This is a genomic window from Streptomyces sp. NPDC050085, assembly GCF_044460595.1.
GTDB lineage: Bacteria > Actinomycetota > Actinomycetes > Streptomycetales > Streptomycetaceae > Streptomyces.
Map to the genome: position 1 here is coordinate 725,765 of NZ_JBITJZ010000002.1, position 25,405 is coordinate 751,169.

27 protein-coding genes are annotated in these 25,405 nt (G+C 70.9%); 11 read left to right on the forward strand and 16 right to left on the reverse strand.

Features of this window, described 5'->3' with window-relative positions; all coding sequences use genetic code 11:
- Window positions 1-39: 39 nt before the first annotated feature.
- From ACIBUY_RS11625 to ACIBUY_RS11635, 3 genes are read right to left on the reverse strand one after another with little or no spacing between them, the layout of a single operon-like run.
- Window positions 40-867 carry a phosphotransferase gene (locus tag ACIBUY_RS11625; protein WP_399152461.1) on the reverse strand — a complete coding sequence of 276 codons (828 nt, stop codon included), beginning with the start codon at window positions 865-867 and terminating at the stop codon, window positions 40-42.
- 17 nt (window positions 868-884) lie between these two features.
- A complete protein-coding gene (locus ACIBUY_RS11630) occupies window positions 885-1,280 on the reverse strand; it encodes a hypothetical protein (protein WP_399152462.1) in 396 nt (131 codons plus the stop codon).
- 46 nt (window positions 1,281-1,326) lie between these two features.
- Window positions 1,327-1,980 carry a LysE family translocator gene (locus ACIBUY_RS11635; RefSeq protein ID WP_365570006.1) on the reverse strand — a complete coding sequence of 218 codons (654 nt, stop codon included), beginning with the start codon at window positions 1,978-1,980 and terminating at the stop codon, window positions 1,327-1,329.
- A 96-nt stretch (window positions 1,981-2,076) separates the two neighbouring features.
- On the opposite strand from ACIBUY_RS11635, the gene ACIBUY_RS11640 reads away from it, so the two are divergent.
- A complete protein-coding gene (locus tag ACIBUY_RS11640) occupies window positions 2,077-2,592 on the forward strand; it encodes a cupin domain-containing protein (RefSeq protein WP_365570009.1) in 516 nt (171 codons plus the stop codon).
- Between the two features lie 254 nt (window positions 2,593-2,846).
- Window positions 2,847-3,542: a DUF4232 domain-containing protein gene (locus tag ACIBUY_RS11645; RefSeq protein ID WP_399152463.1), complete on the forward strand. Its 696-nt coding sequence runs from the start codon at window positions 2,847-2,849 to the stop codon at window positions 3,540-3,542.
- Here ACIBUY_RS11645 and ACIBUY_RS11650 read toward each other — a convergent pair.
- The 4 genes from ACIBUY_RS11650 to ACIBUY_RS11665 form a co-directional block, all read right to left on the reverse strand.
- Window positions 3,528-4,013, reverse strand: coding sequence for an ester cyclase (locus ACIBUY_RS11650; protein ID WP_399152464.1), 486 nt, complete (start codon window positions 4,011-4,013; stop codon window positions 3,528-3,530). The two genes, ACIBUY_RS11645 and ACIBUY_RS11650, sit on opposite strands and share 15 nt — an antisense overlap.
- Window positions 4,014-4,562: 549 nt before the next feature.
- The gene (locus ACIBUY_RS11655) at window positions 4,563-5,372 is read right to left on the reverse strand and encodes a hypothetical protein (RefSeq protein WP_399152465.1); all 810 of its coding nucleotides are present in this window, start codon (window positions 5,370-5,372) and stop codon (window positions 4,563-4,565) included.
- A gap of 210 nt (window positions 5,373-5,582) precedes the next feature.
- A complete protein-coding gene (locus tag ACIBUY_RS11660) occupies window positions 5,583-5,828 on the reverse strand; it encodes a DUF397 domain-containing protein (RefSeq protein ID WP_365570027.1) in 246 nt (81 codons plus the stop codon).
- On the reverse strand, window positions 5,825-6,628 hold the full coding sequence (locus ACIBUY_RS11665) for a helix-turn-helix transcriptional regulator (protein WP_365570029.1): 804 nt from the start codon (window positions 6,626-6,628) through the stop codon (window positions 5,825-5,827). The genes ACIBUY_RS11660 and ACIBUY_RS11665 overlap by 4 nt, the downstream gene beginning before the upstream one ends.
- Window positions 6,629-6,729: 101 nt before the next feature.
- Between ACIBUY_RS11665 and ACIBUY_RS11670 the strand changes: the two genes are divergently transcribed.
- Window positions 6,730-7,152, forward strand: a complete 423-nt coding sequence (locus ACIBUY_RS11670; protein ID WP_399152466.1) for an ATP-binding protein — start codon at window positions 6,730-6,732, stop codon at window positions 7,150-7,152.
- Window positions 7,153-7,302: 150 nt separating this feature from the next.
- Window positions 7,303-7,755, forward strand: coding sequence for a hypothetical protein (locus ACIBUY_RS11675; protein ID WP_399152467.1), 453 nt, complete (start codon window positions 7,303-7,305; stop codon window positions 7,753-7,755).
- Window positions 7,756-7,818: 63 nt separating this feature from the next.
- Here ACIBUY_RS11675 and ACIBUY_RS11680 read toward each other — a convergent pair whose 3' ends face one another.
- Both ACIBUY_RS11680 and ACIBUY_RS11685 read right to left on the reverse strand, forming a co-directional pair.
- A complete protein-coding gene (locus tag ACIBUY_RS11680) occupies window positions 7,819-8,529 on the reverse strand; it encodes a response regulator transcription factor (RefSeq protein WP_365570036.1) in 711 nt (236 codons plus the stop codon).
- Complete coding sequence (locus ACIBUY_RS11685; RefSeq protein WP_399152468.1) at window positions 8,526-9,824, reverse strand: PspC domain-containing protein; 1,299 nt, start codon at window positions 9,822-9,824, stop codon at window positions 8,526-8,528. Before ACIBUY_RS11685 ends, ACIBUY_RS11680 begins: the two co-directional genes overlap by 4 nt.
- A gap of 173 nt (window positions 9,825-9,997) precedes the next feature.
- Between ACIBUY_RS11685 and ACIBUY_RS11690 the strand changes: the two genes are divergently transcribed.
- Both ACIBUY_RS11690 and ACIBUY_RS11695 read left to right on the forward strand, forming a co-directional pair.
- Window positions 9,998-11,323 (forward strand): PspC domain-containing protein, encoded by a 1,326-nt coding sequence (locus ACIBUY_RS11690; protein ID WP_399152469.1) that lies wholly within the window; start codon window positions 9,998-10,000, stop codon window positions 11,321-11,323.
- Window positions 11,313-11,516 (forward strand): hypothetical protein, encoded by a 204-nt coding sequence (locus ACIBUY_RS11695; RefSeq protein ID WP_365570044.1) that lies wholly within the window; start codon window positions 11,313-11,315, stop codon window positions 11,514-11,516. Before ACIBUY_RS11690 ends, ACIBUY_RS11695 begins: the two co-directional genes overlap by 11 nt.
- Before the next feature lie 24 nt (window positions 11,517-11,540).
- Here the strand turns inward: ACIBUY_RS11695 and ACIBUY_RS11700 are convergent, their stop codons facing one another.
- The gene (locus ACIBUY_RS11700; protein ID WP_365570047.1) at window positions 11,541-12,074 is read right to left on the reverse strand and encodes a DoxX family protein; all 534 of its coding nucleotides are present in this window, start codon (window positions 12,072-12,074) and stop codon (window positions 11,541-11,543) included.
- 125 nt (window positions 12,075-12,199) lie between these two features.
- Window positions 12,200-13,471: a hypothetical protein gene (locus ACIBUY_RS11705; RefSeq protein ID WP_365570049.1), complete on the reverse strand. Its 1,272-nt coding sequence runs from the start codon at window positions 13,469-13,471 to the stop codon at window positions 12,200-12,202.
- A gap of 178 nt (window positions 13,472-13,649) precedes the next feature.
- Between ACIBUY_RS11705 and ACIBUY_RS11710 the strand changes: the two genes are divergently transcribed.
- A complete protein-coding gene (locus ACIBUY_RS11710; RefSeq protein ID WP_365570052.1) occupies window positions 13,650-14,513 on the forward strand; it encodes a DUF4429 domain-containing protein in 864 nt (287 codons plus the stop codon).
- A 23-nt stretch (window positions 14,514-14,536) separates the two neighbouring features.
- Here the strand turns inward: ACIBUY_RS11710 and ACIBUY_RS11715 are convergent, their stop codons facing one another.
- A complete protein-coding gene (locus ACIBUY_RS11715) occupies window positions 14,537-15,331 on the reverse strand; it encodes a class II aldolase/adducin family protein (RefSeq protein WP_399152470.1) in 795 nt (264 codons plus the stop codon).
- Between the two features lie 117 nt (window positions 15,332-15,448).
- Between ACIBUY_RS11715 and ACIBUY_RS11720 the strand changes: the two genes are divergently transcribed.
- The gene (locus ACIBUY_RS11720; RefSeq protein WP_365570058.1) at window positions 15,449-15,928 is read left to right on the forward strand and encodes a pyridoxamine 5'-phosphate oxidase family protein; all 480 of its coding nucleotides are present in this window, start codon (window positions 15,449-15,451) and stop codon (window positions 15,926-15,928) included.
- An 81-nt stretch (window positions 15,929-16,009) separates the two neighbouring features.
- Here ACIBUY_RS11720 and guaA read toward each other — a convergent pair whose 3' ends face one another.
- Window positions 16,010-17,590: a glutamine-hydrolyzing GMP synthase gene (gene guaA, locus ACIBUY_RS11725; protein ID WP_365570061.1), complete on the reverse strand. Its 1,581-nt coding sequence runs from the start codon at window positions 17,588-17,590 to the stop codon at window positions 16,010-16,012.
- A 283-nt stretch (window positions 17,591-17,873) separates the two neighbouring features.
- On the opposite strand from guaA, the gene ACIBUY_RS11730 reads away from it, so the two are divergent.
- From ACIBUY_RS11730 to ACIBUY_RS11740, 3 genes are all read left to right on the forward strand, one after another.
- Window positions 17,874-18,161 (forward strand): chorismate mutase, encoded by a 288-nt coding sequence (locus ACIBUY_RS11730; RefSeq protein ID WP_365570064.1) that lies wholly within the window; start codon window positions 17,874-17,876, stop codon window positions 18,159-18,161.
- A 545-nt stretch (window positions 18,162-18,706) separates the two neighbouring features.
- A complete protein-coding gene (locus ACIBUY_RS11735) occupies window positions 18,707-18,832 on the forward strand; it encodes a hypothetical protein (RefSeq protein WP_399152471.1) in 126 nt (41 codons plus the stop codon).
- A gap of 115 nt (window positions 18,833-18,947) precedes the next feature.
- The gene (locus ACIBUY_RS11740; protein ID WP_399152472.1) at window positions 18,948-19,988 is read left to right on the forward strand and encodes an LPXTG cell wall anchor domain-containing protein; all 1,041 of its coding nucleotides are present in this window, start codon (window positions 18,948-18,950) and stop codon (window positions 19,986-19,988) included.
- A 103-nt stretch (window positions 19,989-20,091) separates the two neighbouring features.
- Here ACIBUY_RS11740 and ACIBUY_RS11745 read toward each other — a convergent pair whose 3' ends face one another.
- From ACIBUY_RS11745 to ACIBUY_RS11755, 3 genes are all read right to left on the reverse strand, one after another.
- Complete coding sequence (locus ACIBUY_RS11745) at window positions 20,092-21,873, reverse strand: GMC family oxidoreductase (RefSeq protein WP_365570073.1); 1,782 nt, start codon at window positions 21,871-21,873, stop codon at window positions 20,092-20,094.
- A gap of 77 nt (window positions 21,874-21,950) precedes the next feature.
- A complete protein-coding gene (locus ACIBUY_RS11750) occupies window positions 21,951-23,594 on the reverse strand; it encodes a succinic semialdehyde dehydrogenase (RefSeq protein ID WP_365570076.1) in 1,644 nt (547 codons plus the stop codon).
- A 131-nt stretch (window positions 23,595-23,725) separates the two neighbouring features.
- Window positions 23,726-25,405 (reverse strand): serine/threonine-protein kinase, encoded by a 1,680-nt coding sequence (locus ACIBUY_RS11755; protein ID WP_399152473.1) that lies wholly within the window; start codon window positions 25,403-25,405, stop codon window positions 23,726-23,728.

Genomic DNA, 25,405 nt, shown 5'->3' on the forward strand with positions numbered 1-25,405 from the left:
TTGCCCGACACGTCGCGCACGAACCCTCCTCCATGCGGCTCACTCCACCACGCCGGGGCGGGCGAGCGCCTCCTCGAAGTCGGCGCGGCGCTCCACGAGCCACCCCTGCACCCGGTCCCACCACCCCCAACCTCCGCGCTCCGCAAGCACCTTGCCGAACGCCGGGTCACCGTCCGCCACCCGGCGTTCCACGAAGGCACGGCAGACCGCCACGGCCTCCGAGACGACGGCGGGAAGGACGGCGCGGTCCGGGGCCGACAGGCCGTAGGCATCGGCGAGTACGGCCAGGCGGCGCGGCGCGTCGAGTCCCTCCGGGTAGGACGCGGCCGCTGAGACCGGGTCGATCATGGGCACCCAGTACCGCGCCGTCAGGGCCACGTCCCACACCGGGCGGCCGGGCGCCGCCGCGTCGAAGTCGATGAGGGCGACCGCGCGGCCGTCGCGGAAGACGACGTTCTCGGGGCACACGTCGTTGTGGCACAGGACGGACCCGCCCGCCGGGTCGGCGAAGTCACGGGACCAGTCGGCATCTGCGGGAAACTCCGTCGCCGCATCGTGCATCCGCCGCAACAGCACCCCGACCGACCGCAGCGCCTCGTCCGTCATCGCCCAGCCGGGAAAGGGCGGCAGCGCCACGTCCCCGGGCACGTAGGACAACCGCTCGCGGTCGCCATCCGCGCTGCGCCCCAAGGGAGTTGGGGCTCCATCGAAGCCGCGACGGCGCAGCGCCAGGAGGTGGGCGTGCAGGGCCTCGGCGTTCGGCGGCGCGGGGCGCTCCACGGCCTCGCCCCGCCGGAACACGGCACCCGCGTTGGCCACGCCTCCGGTCAGGAGCCGGGCGGGAGCGGCGTTCTCCTCGGTCGTCATGACAGTCCGATCGCCCTTCACAGAAAGATGAGTTCGACCTGTTCCGCCACACACACGTCCATGACGGCGATCAGTCGGCGCGCATCCTCGGCGTGCCGATGGACGGCAGGGCGCGGTGAAGTCCGGTGCTCCTCGCGGGGCACGGCCGCCGCGATCTCGGCGAGGCGGGGAGCCATGGCCGCGCAGTCCGCCGACGTCAGATCGTCGCCCCCGGTGTCGGGGTGGTCGAGCAACGGCTTCAGGACCGAGGACACCCCGGACCACGCCCGCTCCCCGCCGAAGCCCCGCATCTCGGCGAGCGCGAAGCCCTCCGCCTGCGCCAGCCACGTACGGAATTCATGAAATCCCCTGCAGGACCAGGACACATCCGGGGTCCCGTCGTCCCCGTTCCCCGGAAAGAGAATCAGCCCCACGGTCTCAGCCCTTTCGCACGGCACGGCGTTGCGCTCGGACTGCGTCTCACTCCGCCCGCCCCGTGACCGCCACCGTCACCCCGAGCCCCACCATCGCAAGACCGCCCGTCCCGCCCACCGCCGCCAGCCTCTTCGGGGAGCGGGCGAACCAGGAGCGGGCCGTGGATGCCGCGAGGCCCCAGATGCTGTCGGAGGCCACCGCGATGGCGTTGAAGACCAGGCCGAGGAGCAGCATCTGCAGGGTGGTGTGACCGGCCTCCCGGTCGACGAACTGCGGGAGCACCGCCGCGAAGAAGACGATCGTCTTGGGGTTGGCGACGCCGACCGCGAAGCCCTCCCAGAGCGTGCGCAGGGTTCCGGCGTGCGTACCGGAGGCGTCGCCGTCGCCCTTCTCGAACACCGTTTGCAGCGAGCGGCGTTGGCGTATCGCCTTGACTCCCAGGTACACCAAGTACGCCGCACCCAGCAGCTTCAGCGTCGTGAAGACGACGATCGAGCGTTCCACTACCGTGCCGACGCCGAACGCGACGGCGAGGACCAGGACGTACGCGCCGAGCGTGTTCCCGACGACCGTCGTCAGCGCGGCCCGGCGGCCCTGCGCCAGGGCGCGGCCGACGACGAACAACACGCTCGGGCCGGGGATCACGATGAGGAGGAAGGACATCGCCGCGAAGGCGAGGAGGCGATCGGTGGACATCATGCAGTCCATGGAGCCACATGTGGGTGCTCGGTGCCGCCCAATTTACGTACGCGGCCGCATTGCCCACCGCGGCCGGCGCCCCGCACGCTGCACCCCATGACCGACGGACTTCTGCTCTCCCCCGGCGCCGGTCGCAGGATCGAGGCGGCCGGGATGACGCTCAAGGTCGGCGTGGAACACACGCCACGGTGGTCGATGTTCGAGGCCGAGATCGGGGTCGGTTTCGACGTGGGGGCACATCTGCACCAGGAGGCCGAGGAGGTCTTCTACGTCCTTGAGGGCGAGCTCGACCTCCTCGCGTTCGAGCCGCTGGAGCGGACCGGCCGGGACTGGCAGACCTGGGAGTCGCGGGAGGGCCGCAAGGTGCTGCGCGGTGCCGCCGGAAGCGCCATGTACGTACCCGCCGGCTGCCCGCACGCCTTCGCGAACCCGGGGCCCTCCCCGGCCCGCCTCCTCTTCCTCGTCGCACCCGCGGGACACGAGCAGTACCTGCGGGAGATGGGCGACATCATCGCCTCGGCCGGCGGCCCGCCCGACCAGGACGCGATCGCCGCGCTCCGACTCCGGTACGACATCGAGCAGTTGACCCCGTTGGTGCCGGGACGGCCCTAGGTGTATTGACCCGCGGGGTTGTTGACGCGGGTGATGGGTGGTTGGCCGTCGAGTGCGGTGCGGGTGTGGAGTGAGGCCGGGTAGAGCTGCCGTGGCGAGGGACGGCGACAGGACGTGAGTGAGGCGGTAACCAGACGTGAGCGGCGGGCGAGATGCTTCACGTGTCAGCAGGTCAAACGGGGTAGCGGCTCGCCGCGCGTTCCGGGCCGCGACTACACCTCCGCACTCGACCGCCAAACACTCGGGGAATTCACATGCGTACGACGTCCCGCTCCCGCAAGCGCACCGCCACCATCGGCGCAGCACTCACCGCCGTCCTCGCCCTCGCTCTCACCGCCTGCAACGGCGACGACGACGCGTTGGGCAGCACGCAGGCCAGCCCCACCGCGTCGGCGGACCAGGCAGGCGGCACCGGCGGGGCGGACCAGGCAGGCCAGAGCGCCGGGGCCAGCACCGGCGGGAGCGACCAGGGCGCCGACACCAACACCGGTGACACCAACACCGGTGACACCAGCGAGGGCAAGGTCGACCTGTGCCGCTCCGGCGTGCTCGACGCCACCGCCGCCAACAACACCACGGACGAGACGAACGGCGTCGTCACCGTCACCTTCAAGAACGTCGGCAGCGCCGACTGCCGCATCAGCGGCTTCCCGGGTGTCGACATCAATACGTCCCTGGGCGACACCTTCTCCGTGGACCGCAACGGCGAGCAAGCCGTGCCGCAGATCCTCAAGGAGGGCGACACCGCCGCCTTCAACATCACGTTCCCGGTCAACAACAGCGGCGGCTCCGGCGTGCGGCTGACCGACCTGGTGGTGACGCCTCCGAACGAGGTCGAGCCCTTCAAGCTGACGTGGCCGGCCGGCACGCTCGCCGTCACCGACGGCGAGGACGGCGGAAAGATGGAGGTCAGCCCGGTGGGCAAGGTCAGCGACTCACCGGCCGGCTGACCCCCGCACCTGTGAATCGGACACGCCTTGGGGCCGCGGGTCGAGGGCGCCCAACTGGCGCAACTGCGCCAGGACGTCGACGACGCCGCGGATCTCGGCGATCCGCCCGTCGTCGCCGAAGCGGAAGATGAAGATCTCGCTGTAGGTGACGGTCCTGCCGGTGGGCGCGATCCCCTGGTACTCGCCCCGGTGCGTGCCCGTCACCGTGTTCCTGGTGACGACCTTGTCGCCCTGCGCGACCGTCTCCTCGACGGTGACCCGGATGTCGGGGAAGGCCCGCAGCAGCACCTCCCACACCCGCTTCAGCGCCTCCGCGCCGCTCGCCCCCATCGGGACCGGCGCGTGGAAGTCCACGTCCGGGGCGACGTATTCGTCGATGGCCTTCGCGAGGGCGGCCATGTCGCCGCCGCTGCCCGCGGCGTGGAAGCGGTGCAGTGCGGCCACGTGATCCGCCGTGCGCGACTCGGTCATGTGCTCTCCCCTTCTCCACTGCTGCGCGCCGTCTGCGCGCTCACTTCTACGACAGGGCAGCACCCTCGGATGTGAGGTCAGTACGTCCGACAGGGGTGACCAAGATGCGGATCACGTCGTCATCGATGACGTACAGAGCCCGATAGGCGCCGACCCTCAGACGTCGGTAAGCGCTGCCGTACGGCGTCGAGTTGGCTGGCCGGGGGTCTGAGGCCAGGCCGTAAGGGTCGTCCTTGAGGTATCGCACGGCGGCACTGGTCGCCTCCGGCTCCCAGATGATGCCGTACGTCACTTACGCAAGCCCAGCAGTCGACCGACCTCGTCGTGCGACATGCCCTCACTCAGCACCCCCTCCGCCTTGCGCCGCTCGCGCTCGGCGATCGCGAGAGAGTCCTCCAGATCCTCTACCACCTGGGGCGACACAAGAAGCGCGGCAACGTGGCCGTGATCAGTGAGAGCGATGGTCTATCGGCCGTGTGCGGCACGGCGCACGAGGTCGCCCAGCTCGGAGCGGGCCTTGCTGATGGCGATCTCGGTCATGCCCCAAGATTAATCCTGTGTCACACCCGGGCGACACGCCCTGCACAGCCCGCCCGGCAGCGCCTCCGGACGCCCGGGGCGCCCGCAATCCGTGCACTCCACGAGGGTCCGGTGGGCGGACTCGGGTGCCAACGGAAGTGTCGACGGAAGCACCGAGCGCATACGTACGCGCTCGGGCGGGAGCTTGTCGCGCAGGCGGCGGGCGACGAAGGCCCTGGGCGCGTGGACGGTCGGGGGCAGGCCGGATGTCAGGGCCTGCGTGAGGAACTGGCCGTCGGGCTCGCGCGCCAGCCACTCGGCGACGAGGGGTTCGAGGGCGGCGCAGTCCGCCGCCGAGAGGGTCAACCGCTGGTCGCGGAGGCCGAGTTGGGCGAGGCGGCGATACGCGTCGGAGCGGGCGGGCGGCTGCGGGGTACAGGCCTCCACCTCGGGTACGTCACCGTCCAGGAACCGGGTCCACCACTCGTCGCTCCGCGCGATGCGCGACCAGTACGTGTGGAACACCCAGCGGGTGACGTCGCCGTCCGCGACACGGCGTACGCGGCGCAGATGTCCGGCAACAGACAGCTCGTTGAGCGCGGATCGGACTGCCGCCTGGCCGTAGAGGGGCTGTTCCTTCGCGAGCGTCTTGGCGTCCATGGCGGCGTGCTCGGGGAGCGCGTCGATGAACCCGGCGAGGTAGCGGGCGCGGAGGGGGAGATGGGCGAAGGAGTCGCGCCGGAGGGGGCCTTGGTCCGGGGTGCCGCGTTTTCCGTAGCCGGGGTTGGCCAGGGGGTGTGACGGGGACGGCAGGGCAGGGCTAAGGTCTTGGGTAGCCATGAGATCGACCTCTATTCGATCTTGCTGGTGAGACCTCGGCTCGGGTGTTCGTAGCATCCGGCCGGGGTCGTTTCTTTTTGCGCACGCTAGAGGGTTGCGACGGTGCGTTGCAACCTGGTCGCAGAAAGTCACGCGAGGGAGGGTGGGAGGTGGGTTGAACCCCCAACTCCCCTTCCCTGCAAGCAGAGCTCGGGTTTCGGGGCTCGGAGCTCAGGCGGTGCGGGCGTGCGCCAGGAATGCGTTCCAGGCGTGCGCGGCGGCGGTGAAGGTCGGGCTTTGAGCGCCGAGCTTCGAGTCTCGTACGTGGATGAGGTCCGGGCATGCGGCGACCTCGACGCAGTTGCCTCCCTGGCTGTCGCTGTAGCTGGACTTGCGCCATTCCAGGGCGACTTCGAGGCAGTTGCCGCCCTGATCGTCGCTGTAGCTGGACTTGAACCATGTCAGGCTGGCGTTCACAGTTCTGCGGCCACCTCTCTGATGAACTTGGCCGACCCCTCGGGGCTGAGGGCGTGCACGCGGATCATGCCATGGGCTTGAGCGAGCGCACTGGCCTTGTCCCCGTCGGCGTACAGGGTGCTGGTCTCCGGCCCTTCCACGTACGCGTAGTGCTCGTGATCAACCGACTCCAGCAGCACTACGGCACCGCGGAGCGCCACGCCGTACGCCTGCCCGAAGGGCAGAACCTGGATCGTCACGTTCCGCAACTGCCCCAATCCCAGGATCTGTTGGAGCTGACTCCTCATGACCTCACGGTCACCTACAACGCTACGCAACACCGCCTCGTACAAGACGAAGCTGAACGCGACGCTCTTGCGCTCGGCCAGCACACCCTGGCGTTTGAGACGGCCTGTCACGCGCTCTTCGACAGTCTCGTCATCAAGCGGCGGACAGCTCGCACTGATCAGCGCATGTGCGTACTCCGACGTCTGCAACAACCCGGGGACGAGCAGCGGCTCGTACGAGCTGAAGGCGATCGCATCCTTCTCCAACGCCAAGAACTCCTGCGCACGCTCGGGGTGCGCCTCCGGCTTCAAGTACTCCTGCGCGGCGACGATCTTCCCGCCTGCGCCGCACAGTTGATCCGCGATCTGGAGCAGCCGCACCGTCGGCTTACGCCTCCCGTTCTCCATGGACTTCACGTACTCGATGCCGTAACCGGCCTCTTCCGCCAGCGCCTCGCGCGCGACGCCCGCCTCCGTCCGCCACAACTTGATCTGACTGCCGCAGTAACGCCACGCGTTCGACTCGGTCGACACGCGCACCTCCCCTGGCCCAGCAGGTACTCGACGGGTACAACTACCCGCCGTACATGTGCCGTTACTCCCGAGGTTACGCGGCGAGCCGGAACCCTGGCGGCATGCAAGCAAAGAGTCACCCAGCGGCACTCCCCCAGGACATCGAGTGGCGCCTGCCCCATCACGCCCGCAGCGTCGGCCGCGCCCGCCGCCTCTTCCGTGAACAGGCCGCGTCCTGGGGGCTGCCCGAGGAGGTGAGCGACACGGCGGAGCTGCTGCTCAGCGAGCTGACGACGAACGCGTACCGGCACGCCAAGGCACCGGTGGGCCGGGAGATCCGGGCGCGGGTCGCGCTGGGCGACGGGCGGCTGCTGCTGGCGGTGACGGACGCGGGCGAGGCGCTGCCTCGGCCCCAACTCCCGTGCGGGACGGCCGAGTCGGGGCGGGGCCTCGTCCTCGTACAGCTCCTGGCGGACAAGTGGGGCGCGGAGCACCGCGCGTGCGGGGTGGGCAAGACGGTGTGGTGCGAACTGCTCCTCGGATGACTCCGCTCACACCGCTCACGCCGTTCACCCGGTGGCCCGGTGGCCCTCAACAGGCGTTCCCAAAAGATGTGTTGCCCACGAACGCTCCGGCGGGTGATGATCCCGTCCTATCAAATCGATAGAGTTTTCGGCCCACTTGGGAGACCTCCATTGAAGAAGAACCTGCGGAACCGCCTCGCCACGCTTCTCGCGGCAAGCGCCCTCATCGGCGGAACCACCCTCACCCTCGGAGCGAGTGACGCGGCGGCGGCATCCGACTGGACCTTCAGCAAGGGGGGCGTGGACTCCGAAGGGGGCTTCACCATCGCGGCGTACTACCACGGCAACTACGCAGGCGTCATGGTGTGGAACGCCGACCCCGTCGGCAGCATCCCCGGTGACGCGTTCCAGGTGGGGGACATAGGCTCCGACGGGTGGGGGATGGAGGCGTCGATGATCGTTCCGACGTCGTCGCGCACCGCCACGACACGGGGGCACGCGGCGGTGTACTACAGCCAGTGGAACACCGGAAACCTGGACGAGGGCACCGCGGTCTACATCCAGCTCTGCGCCGTCAAGGACGCTTACTCGTCCTGCAGCCTCGCGTACGGCGGCCACGCGTAACCTGCCGCGGTCCGCGGGCGAACGGCTGTGCCGGACGCCCCCGGACCCGTAGCACCGACCGGCTCAGACCAGCCGTCGCGCCGTCGCCCACCGCGTCAGCTCGTGCCGGTTGGAGAGTTGCAGCTTCCTGAGGACCGCCGAGACGTGCGACTCGACCGTCTTCACCGAGATGAACAGCTGCTTCGCGATCTCCTTGTACGCGTATCCGCGGGCGATGAGGCGCAGGACCTCCCGCTCGCGCTGCGTGAGGCGGTCGAGGTCCTCGTCGACCGGCGGTGCGTCCGTCGAGGCGAAGGCGTCGAGGACGAAGCCCGCCAGGCGCGGGGAGAAGACCGCGTCGCCTTCCTGGACCCGGAAGATGGAGTTCACCAGGTCCGTGCCGGTGATCGTCTTCGTGACGTAGCCGCGCGCGCCGCCGCGGATCACGCCGATGACGTCCTCCGCCGCGTCGGACACGGAAAGGGCCAGGAAGCGGACCGGGTTGTCCGCGTCCGCCATCAACTGGGCGCTGCGGCGCAGGACTTCGACCCCGCCGCCGCCCGGGAGGTGGACGTCGAGCAGCACGACCTCGGGGCGCGTCGCCGTGATCACCGTGACCGCCTGGTCGACGTCGGCGGCCTCGCCGACCACCTCGACGCCCGTCGTCTCCGTGCGGCCGATCTCCGCCTGGACTCCCGTACGGAACATGCGGTGGTCGTCGACCAGGACCACCCGCACATGACGTCCGGGGCCCGCGCCCTCCGAAGGACCGGTCTCCGCTGCCTCGTCGGTCATGACGTCCTCTCCGCCCTCTTCATGGTCAGTTCGACCTCGGTGCCGCCGTCCGGGACCGCCCGCAGCCGGGCCGTCCCGCCGTTGCGCTCCATCCGGCCGATGATCGATTCTCTTACGCCCATGCGGTCGGCGGGGATGGAGTCCAGATCGAAGCCGGGGCCGCGGTCCCGCACGGAGACGAAAACCTCGTCTCCCTCTGCTGTTGTCTCGACTTCCGCGAAGACCTGTACGGCCCCGCCCTCGCCACCGTACTTGGCGGCGTTCACCATCGCTTCCCTCGCGGCCTGCATCTGTGCCGTGATGCCGTCGTCGAGGGGGCAGTCGCCGACGACCACGACCTCCAGCGGGACGCCGTGCTTGTCCTCGACCTCCGCCGCGTTGCGCTTGACGGCCTCGGCGACCGTCTCGGGGTCCTGCGGGTTCTCGGCGGCGGCCGGCTTGTACAGCCAGGCCCGCAGGTCCCGCTCCTGGGCGCGGGCGAGGCGGCGTACCTCGGCGGGGCTGTCCGCGTTGCGCTGGATCAGGGTCAGGGTGTGCAGCACGGAGTCGTGGACGTGGGCCGCGACTTCGGCCCGCTCCTGCGCGCGGATGCGCATCAGGCGCTCCTCGGACAGGTCCTGGGTCATGCGGATCAGATAGGGGCCCGCGAGGAGCGCGATGCCGACCAGGACCGCGAGCGCCGCCTGGAGGATCGAGCCCAGGTGCTCGGTGGCGCCCTGCGTCACGAAGATGCCGGTCACGCCCGTGCCGACGAGGACGACGCCCGCCCCGGCGCGGGCCAGGTTCAGGGTGCGCCTGCGGCGGCCGACCTCGGCCCAGCGGGCCCGGCGCGCGTTGTCCGCCTGGCGCCACACGAGGGCGACGCCCGCGCCGACCAGGACGGTCGGGACCAGGTACGCCTTGGTGTTGCCGGTCAGGTTCACGTTCTGGACGAAGATCATCGCTACGACGACCATCAGCAGCAGCGCGAGGATCTGCCCCTTGTCGGGGCGGCGCGCGACCAGCCTGCGCCGCCCGTCGGGGGCCGTCTCCGTGGTGAGCACGGTCGGCCGGTCGCTGCCGACGCCGCCCACACCGAGCGGCACGAAGAACCAGAACGCCGCGTAGAGGAGGGCGCCGAGGCCGTCCGCCATGAACAGGCCGACGAACACCAGGCGCACCCAGACGACCGGCAGGCCGAGATGCCCGGCGAGCCCCCGCGCGACTCCGCCGAGCCAGCGTCCGTCGCTGCTTCGGTAGAGCTTGCGCGGCGGCCGCGGGTCGTCGACGAGAGGAACGGTCGCTGCTTCCGGCATGCCACCGATCGTCACACGACCCAGCGGGTACGGGCATCAGGGTCGACCCCGGAAACTCCCCTGATCTCCCCTGATCTCCACGTCCGTACGGGAACGGGCTCAGGGACGATCTCAGGGTCCGTCCAGGGTTGTCCCGACTGCCGCCGAAGCCGCGCGCCCGTCACCATGGACGTATGACGGAGCACGCCCCTCTCGACGCGGAACCAGCGGAACCGGCCCCCGCCCCCGCCCCGGAACGCCGCTTCCGGCGCGACCGGCGGCACAAGACGCTGGGCGGGGTCTGCGCCGGCCTCGGCCGGACCTGCGACATGGACCCGGTGATCTTCCGGATCGGCCTGGCCGTGCTCGCCGTGACCGGTGGCATCGGCCTGATCTTCTACGGCTTCGCCTGGCTCTTCGTGCCGTACGACGACGAGGAGGAGAACGAGTTCCGCAAGCTGCTCACGGGGCGGGTGGACGGGCCCGGGCTCGCCGCCATCGTCACCGCGCTGGTCGGCTGCGGCGTCTTCCTCTCCATGCTGAACAACGGCGGGGCGCTCACCTTCGCCGCCGTCCTCGCCCTGCTGCTCGCGGGCACGGGCTACTGGTCGCAGCAGCGCCGCACCACCGACCCCGACCCGGTCGCCGCGCAGGCCGTGGCCGACGCCCCGCCGGAGGCGAAGGCGCCGCCGGTCTCGCCCGCCCCCTCGTGGTGGCGCGACCCGATCGTGAAGGACGGCACGTACGTCGGCGGCACCGGCTACTTCTGGGGCCCGGCGGACGCGGTGGACCCGATGGACCCGGTGGACACAGCCCCGCAGGACGCGGGTCCGCGCGACCCCCTCGCCAAGCGGCCGACCGCGCCGCCGAAGAAGCGCGAACCCCGCGGCGGCATCGGCGCCCTCACGTTCCTGGCCGCGCTCGTCGCGGGCGCCCTGGGCGCGGGCCTGACCTGGGAGTCCCGCACGCTCGGCGACAGCCTGCAGACGGGGTTCGCCTGCGCGCTCGGCGTCTTCGGCCTCTCCATCGCGATCAGCGCGTTCCGCGGCCGGACCGGGGCGGGCTCGATCGTCCTGGCGATCGTCACGGCGGGCCTGCTCGCCGGGTCGGCCGCGCTCCCGGCGAACATCACCACCGAGTGGATCCGCACGAACTGGACCCCGGCGAGCGCGGCGGACGTGCAGTCCCAGTACGAAGTGGGCTCGGGCGTGGGCACGCTCGACCTGTCGAAGGTGGACGTGGCGGACGGGAAGAAGGTGGAGACGCACGTGGAGGTCGGCGCGGGCCAGGCGAAGATCATCCTGCCGAAGGCCGACTCGAACGACACGGTGGAGATGCACATCGAGGTCGGACTCGGCGACGTCCAGCTGCCCGGCGACACGTCGGACGACATCGACATCCGCCCGGGCCAGGAGAAGCGGATCACGTTCGACCCGCCGTCCGGCTCGAAGGCCTCCGGCAAACTGGAGATCCACCTCGAGGTCGGACTCGGACAGGCGGAGGTGTCCCGTGCGGCATGACTTCTACCCGGGCCGCCTGATCGCGGGCCTGGTCCTGATGCTGACGGCCGTCGTGTACTTCGGGGACGCGGGCGGCGCGTGGGAGACACCGTGGTTCGCGGTGATCCCGCTGGTGTGCGGGGGCCTGGGTGTGGCGGGGGTGGTGGGGACGGTCGCGCGAGCCGCACGGTTGCGCAGATCGAACCCCCGCTGACCTCGGCCCGGACTCAGCCCAGACTCAGCCCAGACTCAGCCGGTCCGCCTTCCGCTCCCGCCACCACGCATCGACCGACCAGACCGCCGCCCCACCCAGCACCAGCGGCAACCAGGCCATCAGATAGGCCAGGTCGTTCCCGAGGAAGTAGGGATCGGCCGCCCAGCTCACCGTCAGCCACAGGCTCAGCGAGATCAGCGCGCCCCCGAGCGCCGCCACCCGGGCGAAAACCCCGAGCAGCGTCCCGATCCCCACCGCCAGTTCACCGAAGGCAATGGCGTAGCCGAACCCCGCCGGGGACTTCAGCGCCAGATCGATGAGTTCGGGGAACGCGGCACTGTGGCTGTCGCGGATACCGGTCAGCTGCGCGCCCAGCGACCCGTCGCCGGTCGACTTGAAGAAGGCGCTGTCGGTGAGCTTGTAGAACGCGGCGTAGATGAAGGTCACGCCGAGGAATATCCGCAGCGGCACCAGGGCGTACCGCTGCATGGTGTCGCGCCAGTCACCGCCCCCGGTGACATAGCTGGTGTGCAGGTCCGTTCGCATGCCGTGCGCCATCGCCGACCGCCGCCTCTCGCGCCTCTCCCGTGCCCTTTACCCGACCATACGTACGGGACGGCGCCCCGGCTCACCGCGTGCGCCGATCAGTCGACGACCGGCTCGCTCCACGACGTCGATCCGGCTCAGTCCACGACGTCGATGGCGCACCGGTTCGTCTCCACGCCCGTCGCGGTGATCACCTGTACCTCTACGCGCCCGGGCTCGACGTCCACCGGGACCGGCACCGTCAGCAGGGTGTCGCTGGGGTTGGTGAAGCCGCCGGGCACGGGGACGAGCGGCACGTGGACGTGCACGGTGCCGATGCGCACGGCCACCCGGGCGAGCTGGTCGGCGGTGCCCGCGCCCGGCGGCACGAACCCGGCGCCGCGGATCTCGATGTCGTCGCCGGTGCGGATCGGGGCGTCCAGGTCGCCGGCCTCGCGGGCGCGCACGACGGACAGGACGACGGGGCGGCCGCCGTCGGCGTACTTGCCGCACAGGTAGGTCGCCGCCGACACCGCCACGAGGACGGCGAGCGCCCACGGCAGGTCGGGCAGCCGGTCGGGGCGGCGGGCGAGCCGGGCGGCGGCCCACACGAGGGCGGCGGCGCACACGGCGACGTACTGCGCGTCGGTGAAGCTGCCGCGCCCGGAGTCGTCGGTGAGCAGGTCGGCGGCGCGCGGCCGGGCGGCCCGCACCTTCTGCAGTCGCTGGGCGAGGACGCGTACGCCGACGATCCGGCGGACGAGGACGGCGACCGCGCAGACGACGGCGAGGACGGTCAACAGGCCTGCCCCGCGGGCGAGTTCGAGCCCGTCGATGAGGGCGTCGCGCTCCCGGCGGCCGGACGCGCCCGCGAGTTCACCGGCGAGGACGAGGACCGCGTACACGGCGAACAGGACGAAGCCGCCCGCCACGGCGCGTGACGTCGACAGGCGGTTGTCCTCGCCGATCACGGGGGCGAGGACGCCGCCGCGGGTGCTGTGCACGGACGCGGCGCCGCTCAGCAGCCCGCCGACCACGACCGCGGCCACCAGGCCCGCCGTGCGCGCGGTGGTCCAGCCCGCGCCGATCGCGGTGAGCGCCTGCACGAGCAGCAGGACGCCCGCGCCGCCCCACACCGCGTACAGGGTGCGCCGCCGCAGGCCCGCCAGCCAGGCCGCGCCCTCCTCGCGTCCGCGGTCGGCAACCGCCTTGGCGGACTCGGTGAGTTCGTCGGAGATCCACTGCCGGGAGGCCCCGGCGGAGTGCGCGACGGCGGCGGGCAGACCGTGCCCGCCCGCCAACTCGTCCCGTTTCGCAAGGAATGCGGCGACGGCCTTGCGGTGTCCCTCGCGCGCCCCGTGCGGACAGTCGCCGCACGTGCACCCGCCCCCGTGCGTCCCCTGCCCCTGCCGCGCTTCCTGCACCGCCACCGCGACGCCCCCACCCTCAGCCTCTGTGTTGCCCGTTGTGTAGCCCGTCAACTTCCGTGTGATGAGAGGGAATTGTGCCGTACGCGGCGCACGCTCCGGCGCACGGGGCCGCCTCTGGAGGAGGAACGGTACACGTCCGGATTGACCGGCATGTTGACGCCGCTGCGAGAATTTCCGTATGGCCGAGATCATCCAGCGGGACGGGACCTGGGCCTTCGACGGGACCACGGTCCGCATCACCCCCGGACTGCACCGCAGCGTGGCCCTGCTGCGGCAGACGTACGGCGAGATCAGCGTGCCGCTGACGGCCGTGTCCGGGGTGTCCTACGAGCCCGAGCGCAAACGCGGCCGGCTCCGCCTCACCCTGCGCGAGGCCGCCGACCCGCTGCTCCAGGCCACCGGAGGCCGCCTGCCGGACACCGCCGACCCCTACCGGCTCGCCGTGGACACGGACCGCTCCGGCGTCGCGGAGTACCTCGCCGAGGAGATCCGCCAGGCCCTGCTCCTCGAGCAACTCCCGGACGGGCCCGCCGAGTCGTACCTCGTGCCGGGCCCCGCGGTGCCGGTCTCGGTGCGCTCCAGCGACGGCACGGTCTCCTTCGACGGCAGCCGGATACGGATCGACTGGAGCGACACCTCGGACCGGGTGAAGCGGGCGACGGGCCCGCGCGTCATCGCCATCGGCGACCTCGACGGCGTCGACTGGGTGCCCAACTCCGGTTACGAGGACGGGGTGCTGCGCTTCGTGATGAAGGGCTCGGCGTACGCGAAACTGCCGCCGGAGAAGGACCCGTACGCCCTCGACCTGTGGGGCAACGCCCGCAAGGACCTGCTCACCGCCCTCGTCGCGGCCGCGGTCACCGCCCGCCTGCCGCACCCGTCGACGCCCCGCGCCGCCCCCGCCCTGCCGGTGGCACCCCACGACCACCACGACGTACTCCTGCGCCGACTGCGGGAGTTGGGCGAGCTGCACCACCAAGGGGTGCTCACGGACGAGGAGTTCGCGCTGACGAAACAGGTGGTGTTACGGGACTTCCGGTGACCGGGACTTCCGGTGACCGGGGGCTACGCCAGCAGCTCCGGCTCGCTGCGCGTGATGTCCTGCCACATGCTCTGGTAGTTGATCCACGCGACGAGGTCCCCGCCCGTCTGGTCCCGGGTCGCCACCGCCTGGCGCCGGTCGATCAGCACCGGCCGCCCGGCCGCCCGCGCCGCGAGCTGCACCTGGCAGCACCGCTCCAGCGCGATGAACCACCAGGCCGCCGCGTCCACGGAGTCCCCCACGGTCAGCAGCCCGTGGTTGCGCAGGACGAGGGCCTTGTAGTGGCCGAGCGCGACCGCGATCCGCTTGCCCTCCCCCGCGTCCACCGACACCCCCGTGTACTCGTCGAGCAGCGCGTGGTCCTCGTAGAAGGCGCAGGCCTCCTGCGTGATCGGCTCGATCAGCTCGCCGAGCGCGGACAGCGCGCGCCCGTACGTGGAGTGGCAGTGCGCGACGGCCACCAACTCCGGGCGGGCGCGGTGCACTTCGGCGTGGACGGTGAAGGCGGCCTGGTTGACGTGGTAGCGGCCCTCCACCACCTGCCCGTCCCCGTTGGCCAGGACGAGGTCGCTGACGGTGACGTGCCGGAACGGCACCCCGAACGGATTGACCCAGTAGCAGTCCTCGAACTCCGGGTCGCGCGCGGTGATGTGACCCGACACCCCGTCCTCGTACCCGAGCCGCCCGAAGATCCGCAGGGCACCGGCCAGTCGCTCTTTGCGGTGGCGCCGTTCGTCGGCCACGTCCGTGTGCACGGGCGGCATGGCGAAGTGCAGCTGATCGGTGGGTATGGGGGCGGGGTTCTGCGGCGTGGACATGGAGCGGAAGGTACCTCCGTGACCTCCAAGGTGACAGGCCCGCGCTGTGAAAAGACTGCGGCGAAACGCCCGGGATACCGGACAGAGGATGTCGGGTATCCCGGGCAGACTCGACGCATGACGTCGAACTGGGCAGCCTTCTCCACCGCCGAACCGGATCTCGCCAAGACGATCGAAGAGCGCTTCGCACAGCACACGCACCACGTCCTCGCGACCCTCCGCAAGGACGGCTCACCGCGCACGTCCGGTCTCGAAGTCCGTTTCCTGAACGGGGAGTTCTGGCTCGGCATGATGCCGGGCTCGCTCAAGGCACTCGACCTGCTGCGCGACCCGCGGTTCGCGATCCAGGCGAACCCGGGCGAGGGCCAGACGATGGGCGGCGGCGACGTCCGGATCAGCGGCCGTGCGCTGCTCGTCGAGGACCCGGCGACGATCGCCCGCTACACGGACCGGGTCCAGGTCCCCGACCCGAACGACTTCCACCTCTTCCGTACCGAGCTGACCGAGGTGACGAGGACGTACATCGAGGACGACAAGTACCTCGTGGTCCAGGTCTGGAACCCGGGCGGTCCGGTGCGCACGATGAAGCGGGAGTGACACGACCTTCGTCGCTACGTGACTGAGGGCGCCGCCCACCATCCGGTGAGCGGCGCCCTCAGTCGCGTACGGCAGTGGGGACTACTCCCACTCGATCGTCCCCGGCGGCTTGCTCGTCACGTCGAGGACGACGCGGTTGACGTCCTTGACCTCGTTCGTGATGCGGGTGGAGATCTTCGCGAGCGTCTCGTACGGCATCCGCGTCCAGTCCGCCGTCATGGCGTCCTCGGAGGAGACGGGGCGCAGGACGATGGGGTGGCCGTAGGTGCGGCCGTCGCCCTGGACGCCGACCGAGCGGACGTCCGCGAGCAGGACGACCGGGCACTGCCAGATCTCGCGGTCCAGGCCGGCCGCGGTGAGCTCCTCGCGGGCGATGGCGTCGGCCTCGCGGAGCAGGTCGAGCCGCTCCTTCGTGACCTCGCCGACGATACGGATGCCGAGGCCCGGGCCCGGGAACGGCTGGCGCTGGACGATCTCGTCCGGCAGCCCCAGCTCGGCGCCGACCGCGCGGACCTCGTCCTTGAACAGCTGGCGCAGCGGCTCGACGAGCTGGAACTCGATGTCGTCGGGGAGCCCGCCCACGTTGTGGTGCGACTTGATGTTCGCCGTGCCGGTGCCGCCGCCGGACTCGACGACGTCCGGGTAGAGCGTGCCCTGGACCAGGAACGCGACCTCGGGGCCGTCCTCCTGGAGGATCTCCAGCTGGGCCTGCTCGAAGACGCGGATGAACTCGCGGCCGATGATCTTCCGCTTGGTCTCGGGGTCGGAGACCCCGGCCAGCGCGGTCAGGAAGCGCTCGCTGGCGTCGACGACCTTCAGGTTCGCCCCGGTCGCCGCGACGAAGTCCTTCTCGACCTGCTCGGTCTCGCCCTTGCGCATCAGGCCGTGGTCGACGTACACGCAGGTCAGCTGGGAGCCGATGGCCTTCTGCACGAGGGCCGCGGCCACCGCCGAGTCGACGCCGCCGGACAGGCCGCAGATGGCGCGCTTGTCGCCGACCTGGGCGCGGATCGCCTCGACCTGCTCCTCGATCACGTTGCCCGTCGTCCAGGTGGGCTTGATGCCCGCGCCCCGGTACAGGAAGTGCTCGAGGACCTGCTGGCCGTGCGTGGAGTGCATGACCTCGGGGTGGTACTGGACCCCGTACAGCTTCTTCTCGTCGTTCTCGAAGGCCGCGACGGGGACGACGTCCGTGGAGGCCGTCACCGTGAAGCCCTCGGGGGCGGCGGAGCAGGCGTCGCCGTGCGACATCCACACGGGCTGCTCGGCCGGGGTGCCCTCGAAGAGGGTGGAGTCGGTCTTGGAGACGGACAGCGGCGTGCGGCCGTACTCGCGGGCGCCGTTGTCGTCGACGGTGCCGCCGAGAGCCGTCGCCATCAGCTGGAAGCCGTAGCACATGCCGAAGACGGGGACGCCGGCCTCGAAGAGCGCGCGGTCCAGGCGCGGGGCGCCCTCCGCGTAGACCGACGAGGGGCCGCCGGAGAGGATGATCGCCGCCGGGTTCTTGGCGAGCATCTCCGCGACCGGCATGGTGCTCGGCACGATCTCGCTGTAGACCCGGGCCTCACGGACGCGGCGGGCGATGAGCTGGGCGTACTGCGCACCGAAGTCGACGACCAGGACGGTGTCGGGGGCGGCGGCAGCGGAAGTCGCTGATGACACGGGTTGCCTTCCGGCGGCTTTAGCGGGGGTCGTGCTGGTGATTCTACCGGCTCGGCACAGTTGTCCCCGAGGCCGCGGGCCGGGGCTATACTCGGCCGCATGTTCTCGCAGACGACCTTCGTCTTTACCTATGGCAGCCGGCCCGCCGGATGCCATGGTCGTGCTGCTTGAGCCACTGACAAGCGACTTCCACAGGCGCCCCGGGCCGACAAGGCCCGGGGCGTCTGTCGTATCCGGGTCCTGCCGGTCCGGGGCTCCCACCCGACACCCAGGGAGCTCCCCCATGACCGCCACGTCCACCGAGAAGACCGGCGCCCGCACCACCGAGGCCGCCGACGTGATCACCGGCGCCCGCGAGCGGATCGACGCGCTCGACGACCGGATCATCGGCCTCGTCCAGGAACGCATGGCCGTCTCCGCCGTCATCCAGGAGGCCCGCATCACCTCGGGCGGGCGGCGCGTGAACCTGTCCCGCGAGATGGAGATCCTCGGTCACTACAGCGAGGCGCTCGGCAAGCCCGGCACCGCGCTCGCGATGACGCTGCTGGAGCTGTGCCGGGGCCGGATCTGAGCCCGCACCCCAGGCGCGCACCCCAGTTCGATTCCGGCCTCACCCGTACGGCGCGTGACCCGGACGCGACGGGCTTCGTTGGTCCCGGTGTCCGTGCCAGCCAGGGGCGGGCCAAACAAACCACGCGTGGCTCCGCTGGAGCGATGAGACGTCACGGTCACGCCGTACGTCGTGGGACCTCGCTCCAGTGCAGTGACCGGACGGCAGGGGACAGCAGCCCGGTCACCCAAGAGAACGGTCGGTCCCGGGGACGCCCGGGGCCGGCCGGACTCCTCTCCCCATCCCCAGCTTGAGCGGGACGCCCGGGACACCCCACGCCCGAGCGTCAAGTCCCCCGCACCGTCGATGAGTTGTCGGCGAGTTGTCGACGAGTTGAACAACCACAGACCTGCGGCGCAAACCCCCCGGCGCCGCTTCGAGGCACCGACGCTGCCCTGACGTCGGAGCCGACAGCGAAGGGCCCCGCACATTGGCGTGCGGGGCCCTTCGGTCGTGCCCTCACCGGGCGAGCAGCCACTCGCAGCGCGACCCGCCACACTTTCCGCATGACGCTCGACACCTCACAACGGGACGCACGGGTACGGCAGTTCACCGCGGCCCTGCGCACGGACTGCCCCGGATCCACCGTCGAGCAGGTCGCGGCATTGGCCACCCGGACGCTCGACGCGTGACCCAGTTCACATAAAGATCCTGTGAGCCCTGGGGCAACCATGATCACGGGTCACAGGTCTCACAGGCGAAACCAAGAAGCACGGGAATCACGAGAACGACGATCGAGGTCCTTGCATGAAGCTTCGCCGCGCACTGGTGACGGCGGCCGCGACGGCCGCCATAGCACCGATCGCGCTCCTGTCGGCACCGGCCGCGTTCGCGGAGGAGCCGCCGGGCACCGTCGCCGAGAGCACCACCCCGGCCGCCACCCAGACCCCGGCCGCCACGGAGACGCCCGAGGCGAACGAGACGACCGAGACGCCCGGGTCGAACGAGACACCCGAGACGCCGAAGACGCCCGAGACGCCCGCGACGCCGAAGACGGAGTCGCCGGGCACGGCCGACACCAAGACGCCCGAGACGCCCAAGACGCCCCCGGCGCCGTCCGACTCCACGACCCCGTCCACCGGTGCTTCGGAAGAGCCGGGCGACGACGAGTGCAAGGACTACGAGGACAGCCCGCAGACCCTCGCCGAGCTGCGTGACCTGCCGTCGAAGATCGTGGCCGGTTCGGGCTGGCACGGGTTCACGTACCGCGTCACGAACAAGACCGACAAGGACTTCACCGAGGTCAGGGCGCAGGTGTACGCCTTCGCGTACGCGGCCGACAGGAACCTCACGGACATCACCGACCACCTGCGCCTGCAGTATTCCGACGGCTCCAAGTGGCACGACATCGACAACGTCCTGGAGCACAACGAGGACTTCACGGCGACCGGCACCCTCGCGTCCGGCAAGCACGCGGACGTCAAGCTGCGCATCGCGGTCGACGCCAAGGCCCCGGCCGGTGCGGGCGCCGGCATCGCCTTCGCCACGAGCATCGACACCGAGGGCGTCTGCGGCTACTACGTGCCCGACGACGAGTCCTGGAACTTCGACATCCTGGCCGCGGGCACCAAGACCGACGGCGACGTGCCGCCGGCCACGCCCGAGCCGAAGCCGAGCAACACCCCGGCGCCGCAGAGCAGCAGCACCCCGCTCACCAGCGGCTCGCTCGCCTCGACCGGCTCCAGCTCGATGCTGCCCACCCTCGGCCTCTTCGGCGGCATCGCCGTCGTCGCCGGTGCGGGCGTCGTCTACTCCGTGCGTCGCCGCAAGGTGAGCGACGAGGCGTAAGCGCCCCGCACGGTCATACGCGAAGGACCCGCACTCGGAGGGGGGTGCGGGTCCTTCGCGTACGACCGGATCGACTGACAGGATCGGGCCAACTCGCGTACGGCTACTGCTTCTTGGGCGGCACCGACGGCATCCCGAGGAACGGCAGCCTCAGCGCGCCGAACGCCTCCGCCGGGACCGCCGGGCTCTTCGGCTCGACGGCCGCGAGCCGCTGGTAGGCCGCGCCGATCTCCGGGCGCGGGTCCTCCTCGCCCTTGTTGGGCCAGTACGACATCGCGCGCTCGGCCTGCGCCGTGATGGTGAGCGACGGGTTCACGCCGAGGTTCGCGGAGACCGCCGCCCCGTCGACGACCGAGATGCCGGGGTGCCCGTAGACCCGGTGGTACGGGTCGATGACGCCGGTCTCCGCGCTGTCGCCGATGGGGCAGCCGCCGAGGAAGTGCGCGGTCAGCGGGGTGCCCATGAGCTCGCCGACGTTCGACCCGGCGAAGCCGTTGATCTCGGCGGCGATCGCGGCGGCGCCTTCCGAAGCCGCCTTGATCTGCTTGGGGTTGGGGGCGCCGTGGCCCTGCTTCGCGGTGAGCAGGCCCTTGCCGACGCCGTCCGGCTTCAGGTACGTGGTCAGCGAGTTGTCCAGGGACTGCATGACCAGGCCGATGATGGTCCGCTCCGACCAGCGGTGGTTGGACAGCGAGCGCATCATCAGACCCGGGTGCTTGACCACGTTCGCCAGCCAGCCCGCGACCCTCGACGACCCTTCCGCGTACGGGACTTGGAGGATGGACATGCCGCCCATCGCGTTCGAGCCCCGGCCGTAGCGGACCGGCTCGATGTGCGTGTTCGCGTCCGGGTGGACGGACGAGGTGATCGCGACGCCGCGCGTGAAGTCGACCTTCGCCGCGCCGTGCTTCTTCCTGTAGCGCCGGTTGTTGGTCTGGGCGCCGACCAGGGCCTCGGAGTTGGTGCGGGTCAGCTCGCCCAACTTCGCGGAAATGTGCGGGAGTTGACCGCCCGCCTTCATCTTGTGCAGCAGCGTCTGCGTGCCGTACGTGCCCGCGGCGACGACGACCTTGCGCGCCGTGAAGGTACGGCCCGCGGACTTCTTCTTGTCGTCGGTCGGCAGGGTCGCGACCGCGTACCCGCCCCGCGAGTCGTCGGTCACGGACACCACGGTCGTCATCGGGTGGACGACGGCGCCCGCCTTCTCGGCGAGGTACAGGTAGTTCTCGTTGAGGGTGTTCTTCGCGCCGTGGCGGCAGCCCGTCATGCACTCGCCGCACTCGGTGCAGGCCTTGCGGGCGGGTCCGGCGCCGCCGAAGTACGGGTCGTCGACCTGCTGCCCCGCCGCGGCCTTCACCGACCCGTCCGCGTCGTCGCCGTCGCCGAAGAAGACGCCGACCGGCGCCATGTGGAAGGTGTCGCCGATGCCCAGGGACTCGGCGGCCGCCTTCAGGTGCACGTCGGCCGGGGTCATCGTCTTGTTGAGCCGGACGCCGAGCATGCGCTGCGCCTGGTCGTAGTACGGCTTCAACTCCTCTTCCCAGTCAGTGATGTCCTTCCACTGCGGGTCCTCGAAGAACGGCTTCGGGGGTATGTAGAGGGTGTTGGCGTAGTTGAGCGAGCCGCCGCCCACGCCCGCGCCGGCCAGCACCATGACGTTGCCCAGCAGGTGGATGCGCTGGATCCCGTACATGCCGAGCCTGGGCGCCCACAGGTAGTTCTTGACGTCCCAGGAGTTCTTGGGGAGGGTCCCCGGCGTGAACCGGCGCCCTGCTTCGAGCACTCCGACCCGGTAGCCCTTCTCGGTCAGCCGCAGGGCCGACACCGAGCCACCGAAACCGGAGCCGATGACCACCACGTCGTAGTCGTAGGCGTCCTCAGTCACGTACACGTTCTCCTTCGAACGGCGCTGCGGCTGCTGCTTGTGCGGGAACTGCTGGAGCGGGAACTGCTTGAGCCGGACTACTTGAGCCGGAACTTCTTCATCAGGCCCAGGCTGCGCGTCATGAACTGCGCGTACTTCTCGTCGCTCATCCCGAACGAGGGCGCCATCGGCATGATCCGCTGGTGCGCGACGGTCTGCGCCTCGGTGTACTTGAGGATGCCCTCGGAGCCGTGGCGGCGGCCGAGGCCCGAGTCCTTCATGCCGCCCATGGGCGCCTGGACGCTGCCGTACGCGGGCGCGTACCCCTCGTTGATGTTGACCGTGCCGGTGCGCAGCCGGGCGGCGACCTCGTGGCCGCGCTTGGCGTCCTTCGTCCACACCGACGAATTGAGGCCGTACGCGGTCGCGTTGGCCTGCGCGATGACGTCGTCCTCGTCCGTGAAGCGGTAGATGGAGACGACGGGGCCGAACGTTTCCTCGGTGCAGATCGACATCGGTGCCTCGACGCCGTCGAGGATGGTGGGCTCGAAGAAGTACGGGCCGATGTCGGGGCGCGCGACACCACCGGCGACGAGCGTGGCGCCCTTGGCGACGGCCTCGTCGACGTGCCGCGTCACGGTCTCCAACTGCCGCTCGCCGACGAGCGATCCCATGTCGGCGCCGTACGCGAGGGACTTGCCGAGCCGCATCGCCCTGGTACGGGCGGCGAACCGCTCCACGAACGCGTCGGCGATCGACTCGTGGACGTACAACCGCTCGATGGAGATGCACAGTTGGCCCGCGGACGAGAAGCAGGCGCGCACGGCACCGGCCGCGGCCTTCTCCACGTCGGCGTCCTCGAGCACCAACATGGCGTTCTTGCCGCCGAGTTCGAGCGATACGCCGACCAGGCGGGCGGCAGCGCCCTGCGCGACCTCGCGGCCGGTGCGGGTGGAGCCGGTGAAGGAGACGTAGTCGGCGTGCTTGACCAACTCGGGCCCCACGACCGGGCCTTCGCCGAGGACGACCTGGAACACCTCGGGCGGCAGGCCCGCCTCTATGAGCAGGTCGCGCGCCCACAGCGCGGTCAGGCAGGTCTCCGTGTCGGGCTTCATCACGACCGCGTTGCCCGCGACGAAGGCGGGGAGCGCGTCACCGACGGACAGCTCGAGCGGGTAGTTCCAGGGCGCGATCTGGCCGACGACGCCGCGCGGCTGGCGCAGCTCGGTCACCTTGGTGAGCGTCGGGACGGCGCCGGTGTGCCGCTTCGGCTTCAGGTACGCGGGGGCCTTGCGGCCGTAGTGCCGGGACGCGACGGCGACGGCCTGCACCTCTTCGTGCGCGTGCAGCCGCGCCTTGCCGGTCTCCAGCTGGATCAGGTCGAGCACCTCGGCCTGGCGGGCGAGCACCAGGTCGTGGAAGCGGAGCAGCACCGCGGCACGCTGCCGGACCGGCGTCTTCGCCCAGACCTCCTGGGCGGCGCGGGCCCGCTCGAAGGCCGTGGCCACGTCCTCGGGGGTGGACTCCGGCAGGTCGGCGAGCTTCTCGCCGGTGAACGGCGTGTGGTTCGCCGTGCGCCCCGAACCGACCACGCCCCGCGTCAGCTGGGCGACCAGCTCGGGCGTGACCACGTCGGCGGCCGTGCGCGCGCCCTCGGGGGCGGCGGCCAGCGGGTTGGAAAAGAGGGCCCCGGTGTTCTCGGCGTTCTCGGCGTTTTCGGGGGTGGGCTGCGACTCCGTCATGCAGGGGAGCGTATGCCGAAGCGGGCGCTTTCGGTACCCATCAGTAATGGCCCTTCACCGACTACACACACCACGCCAGTGATCGCTGGCAGCAAAGCCGCTGATCAGCGGCTTTGCTGTCCTGATCACTGCTAGTTTCTATCGGTCGAGACTTTGCCGAGCTGGAGCCTGTCACGGGCTCCCTTGAAGAGGTCCGTGCCCTGCTTCTCGTACGTCCCGACCCCCTTCGGCATGCTCACGCCCAGGTCGTAGCGGCCCTGTGCGTCGACGACGTACAGGCGCATCTCCCGCGTGACGGTGCTCCCGTCCGCGTTCGTGTACGTGATGTCGAGCTGGGCGGCGTCCTCGCCGTGGAAGCTGGTCTTCGTGACCGTCTTGTGGATGTCCGTGGAGCCGTTGTCCGCGTACGAGTTCCCGACGCTGGTCGCCCACTCGATCGCCGTGGAGTCACCGCTGGTGCGCGCCCAGCGTTTCAGGCTCAGAGTGACGTCACTCTTGGGGTCGGTGTACTGGACGCCGTCGCCGGACGGGTCGTGGTAGACGTCGGTGAGTTCGACCGGGACCCAGATCACGGCGCGGACCCCGGTCTCCTTGTGGAAGTTCCAGCCTTCGTCGTCGCCCGAGGACGAGGGCGAGGGCGAGGCGGAGGCCGAGCCCGACGGGGACCGGGACGGCTCGTTGGGCGGGTCCGGCGACAGCTCCGCGCCCCACGTCTCGCCCCCTTCCTGGGCCTGCGATCCGCCCAGCTGGTCGCCGTTGTCCCCCTGGGACAGCGATGTGCCGAGCCAGACCCCGCCGCCGACCATCAGCGCGCCGACGAGCGCGGCCGTCACCAGCGCGGGGGTGCGGCGGGACCGCCGTGGCGCGGCCTGCGCCGGCTCGCCCTCCTTGGTCGGCGCGGGCTCGGGCGCCTCGACCCTGGCCAGGCGCACCGTGCCCGCGTCCTTCGCGGCCTGCGGCTCCCAGCGCACCGCCGGGGCCGAGGGGTCGAGCACCGCCTCCAGGGCCGCCGCCACGGCCTGCGCCTGCGGTCGCGACGCCGGGTCCTTGGCGAGCAGCCGGTCGATCAACGGGCCGAGCACACCGGCCCGTTCGGGCGTCGGCGGGTCGAAGGAGAGGATCGCGGCGAGCGTCGACTCCAGCGTCGTACGGCGGAACGGGGACCAGCCCTCCACCGCCGCGTACAGCAGAACTCCCAAGGACCACAGGTCACTTGAGGGTCCGGCGCCCGCCCCCGACATCCGCTCGGGCGCGATGCACTCGAGCGAGCCGACGAACTCGCCGCTCACCGTGAGCGACTCCTCGCCCTGGATGTGCGCGATGCCGAAGTCGGTGAGCACGACACGGCCGTGCTCGCCGAGCAGCACGTTCGCCGGTTTCACGTCGCGGTGCACGATGCCCTTGGCGTGCGCGGCCCGCAGCGCGCCGAGGACGGCGCGACCGATCCGGGCCGCCTCGACCGGTTCGAGCGGGCCGCGCTGCAACAGCTCGTGCAGCGACTCGCCCCGGACCAACTCCATGACGATCCACGGCAGTTGGTCCTCCTCCACGACGTCGTGGATGGCGACCGCCGACGGATGCTCGACCCGGGCCGCGGCCCGCGCCTCCCGGCTGAGTCGGGCATAGGCGCGCCGCTGCGCCTCGCCCTGCGGATCGCCGGGCAGCCGCGGCTGCTTGACGGCGACGTCACGTCCTACGCGTTCGTCGACGGCGCGCCACACGGTGCCCATGCCGCCGGAGCCGATCCGCTCGACGAGCCGGTACCGGCCGCCGATCAGTCGGCCTTCGCCCTGTCCCCCGTACACGCTCAC

Bases quoted from the DNA above. Each gene is read 5' to 3' on its own strand.
- ACIBUY_RS11625 (WP_399152461.1), bottom strand. From the start codon at position 867: ATGACGACCGAGGAGAACGCCGCTCCCGCCCGGCTCCTGACCGGAGGC.
- ACIBUY_RS11635 (WP_365570006.1), bottom strand. From the start codon at position 1,980: ATGATGTCCACCGATCGCCTCCTCGCCTTCGCGGCGATGTCCTTCCTC.
- ACIBUY_RS11640 (WP_365570009.1), top strand. From the start codon at position 2,077: ATGACCGACGGACTTCTGCTCTCCCCCGGCGCCGGTCGCAGGATCGAG.
- ACIBUY_RS11645 (WP_399152463.1), top strand. From the start codon at position 2,847: ATGCGTACGACGTCCCGCTCCCGCAAGCGCACCGCCACCATCGGCGCA.
- ACIBUY_RS11650 (WP_399152464.1), bottom strand. From the start codon at position 4,013: ATGACCGAGTCGCGCACGGCGGATCACGTGGCCGCACTGCACCGCTTC.
- ACIBUY_RS11655 (WP_399152465.1), bottom strand. From the start codon at position 5,372: ATGGCTACCCAAGACCTTAGCCCTGCCCTGCCGTCCCCGTCACACCCC.
- ACIBUY_RS11670 (WP_399152466.1), top strand. From the start codon at position 6,730: ATGCAAGCAAAGAGTCACCCAGCGGCACTCCCCCAGGACATCGAGTGG.
- ACIBUY_RS11680 (WP_365570036.1), bottom strand. From the start codon at position 8,529: ATGACCGACGAGGCAGCGGAGACCGGTCCTTCGGAGGGCGCGGGCCCC.
- ACIBUY_RS11685 (WP_399152468.1), bottom strand. From the start codon at position 9,824: ATGCCGGAAGCAGCGACCGTTCCTCTCGTCGACGACCCGCGGCCGCCG.
- ACIBUY_RS11690 (WP_399152469.1), top strand. From the start codon at position 9,998: ATGACGGAGCACGCCCCTCTCGACGCGGAACCAGCGGAACCGGCCCCC.
- ACIBUY_RS11700 (WP_365570047.1), bottom strand. From the start codon at position 12,074: ATGGCGCACGGCATGCGAACGGACCTGCACACCAGCTATGTCACCGGG.
- ACIBUY_RS11710 (WP_365570052.1), top strand. From the start codon at position 13,650: ATGGCCGAGATCATCCAGCGGGACGGGACCTGGGCCTTCGACGGGACC.
- ACIBUY_RS11715 (WP_399152470.1), bottom strand. From the start codon at position 15,331: ATGTCCACGCCGCAGAACCCCGCCCCCATACCCACCGATCAGCTGCAC.
- ACIBUY_RS11720 (WP_365570058.1), top strand. From the start codon at position 15,449: ATGACGTCGAACTGGGCAGCCTTCTCCACCGCCGAACCGGATCTCGCC.
- ACIBUY_RS11730 (WP_365570064.1), top strand. From the start codon at position 17,874: ATGACCGCCACGTCCACCGAGAAGACCGGCGCCCGCACCACCGAGGCC.
- ACIBUY_RS11735 (WP_399152471.1), top strand. From the start codon at position 18,707: ATGACGCTCGACACCTCACAACGGGACGCACGGGTACGGCAGTTCACC.
- ACIBUY_RS11740 (WP_399152472.1), top strand. From the start codon at position 18,948: ATGAAGCTTCGCCGCGCACTGGTGACGGCGGCCGCGACGGCCGCCATA.
- ACIBUY_RS11750 (WP_365570076.1), bottom strand. From the start codon at position 23,594: ATGACGGAGTCGCAGCCCACCCCCGAAAACGCCGAGAACGCCGAGAAC.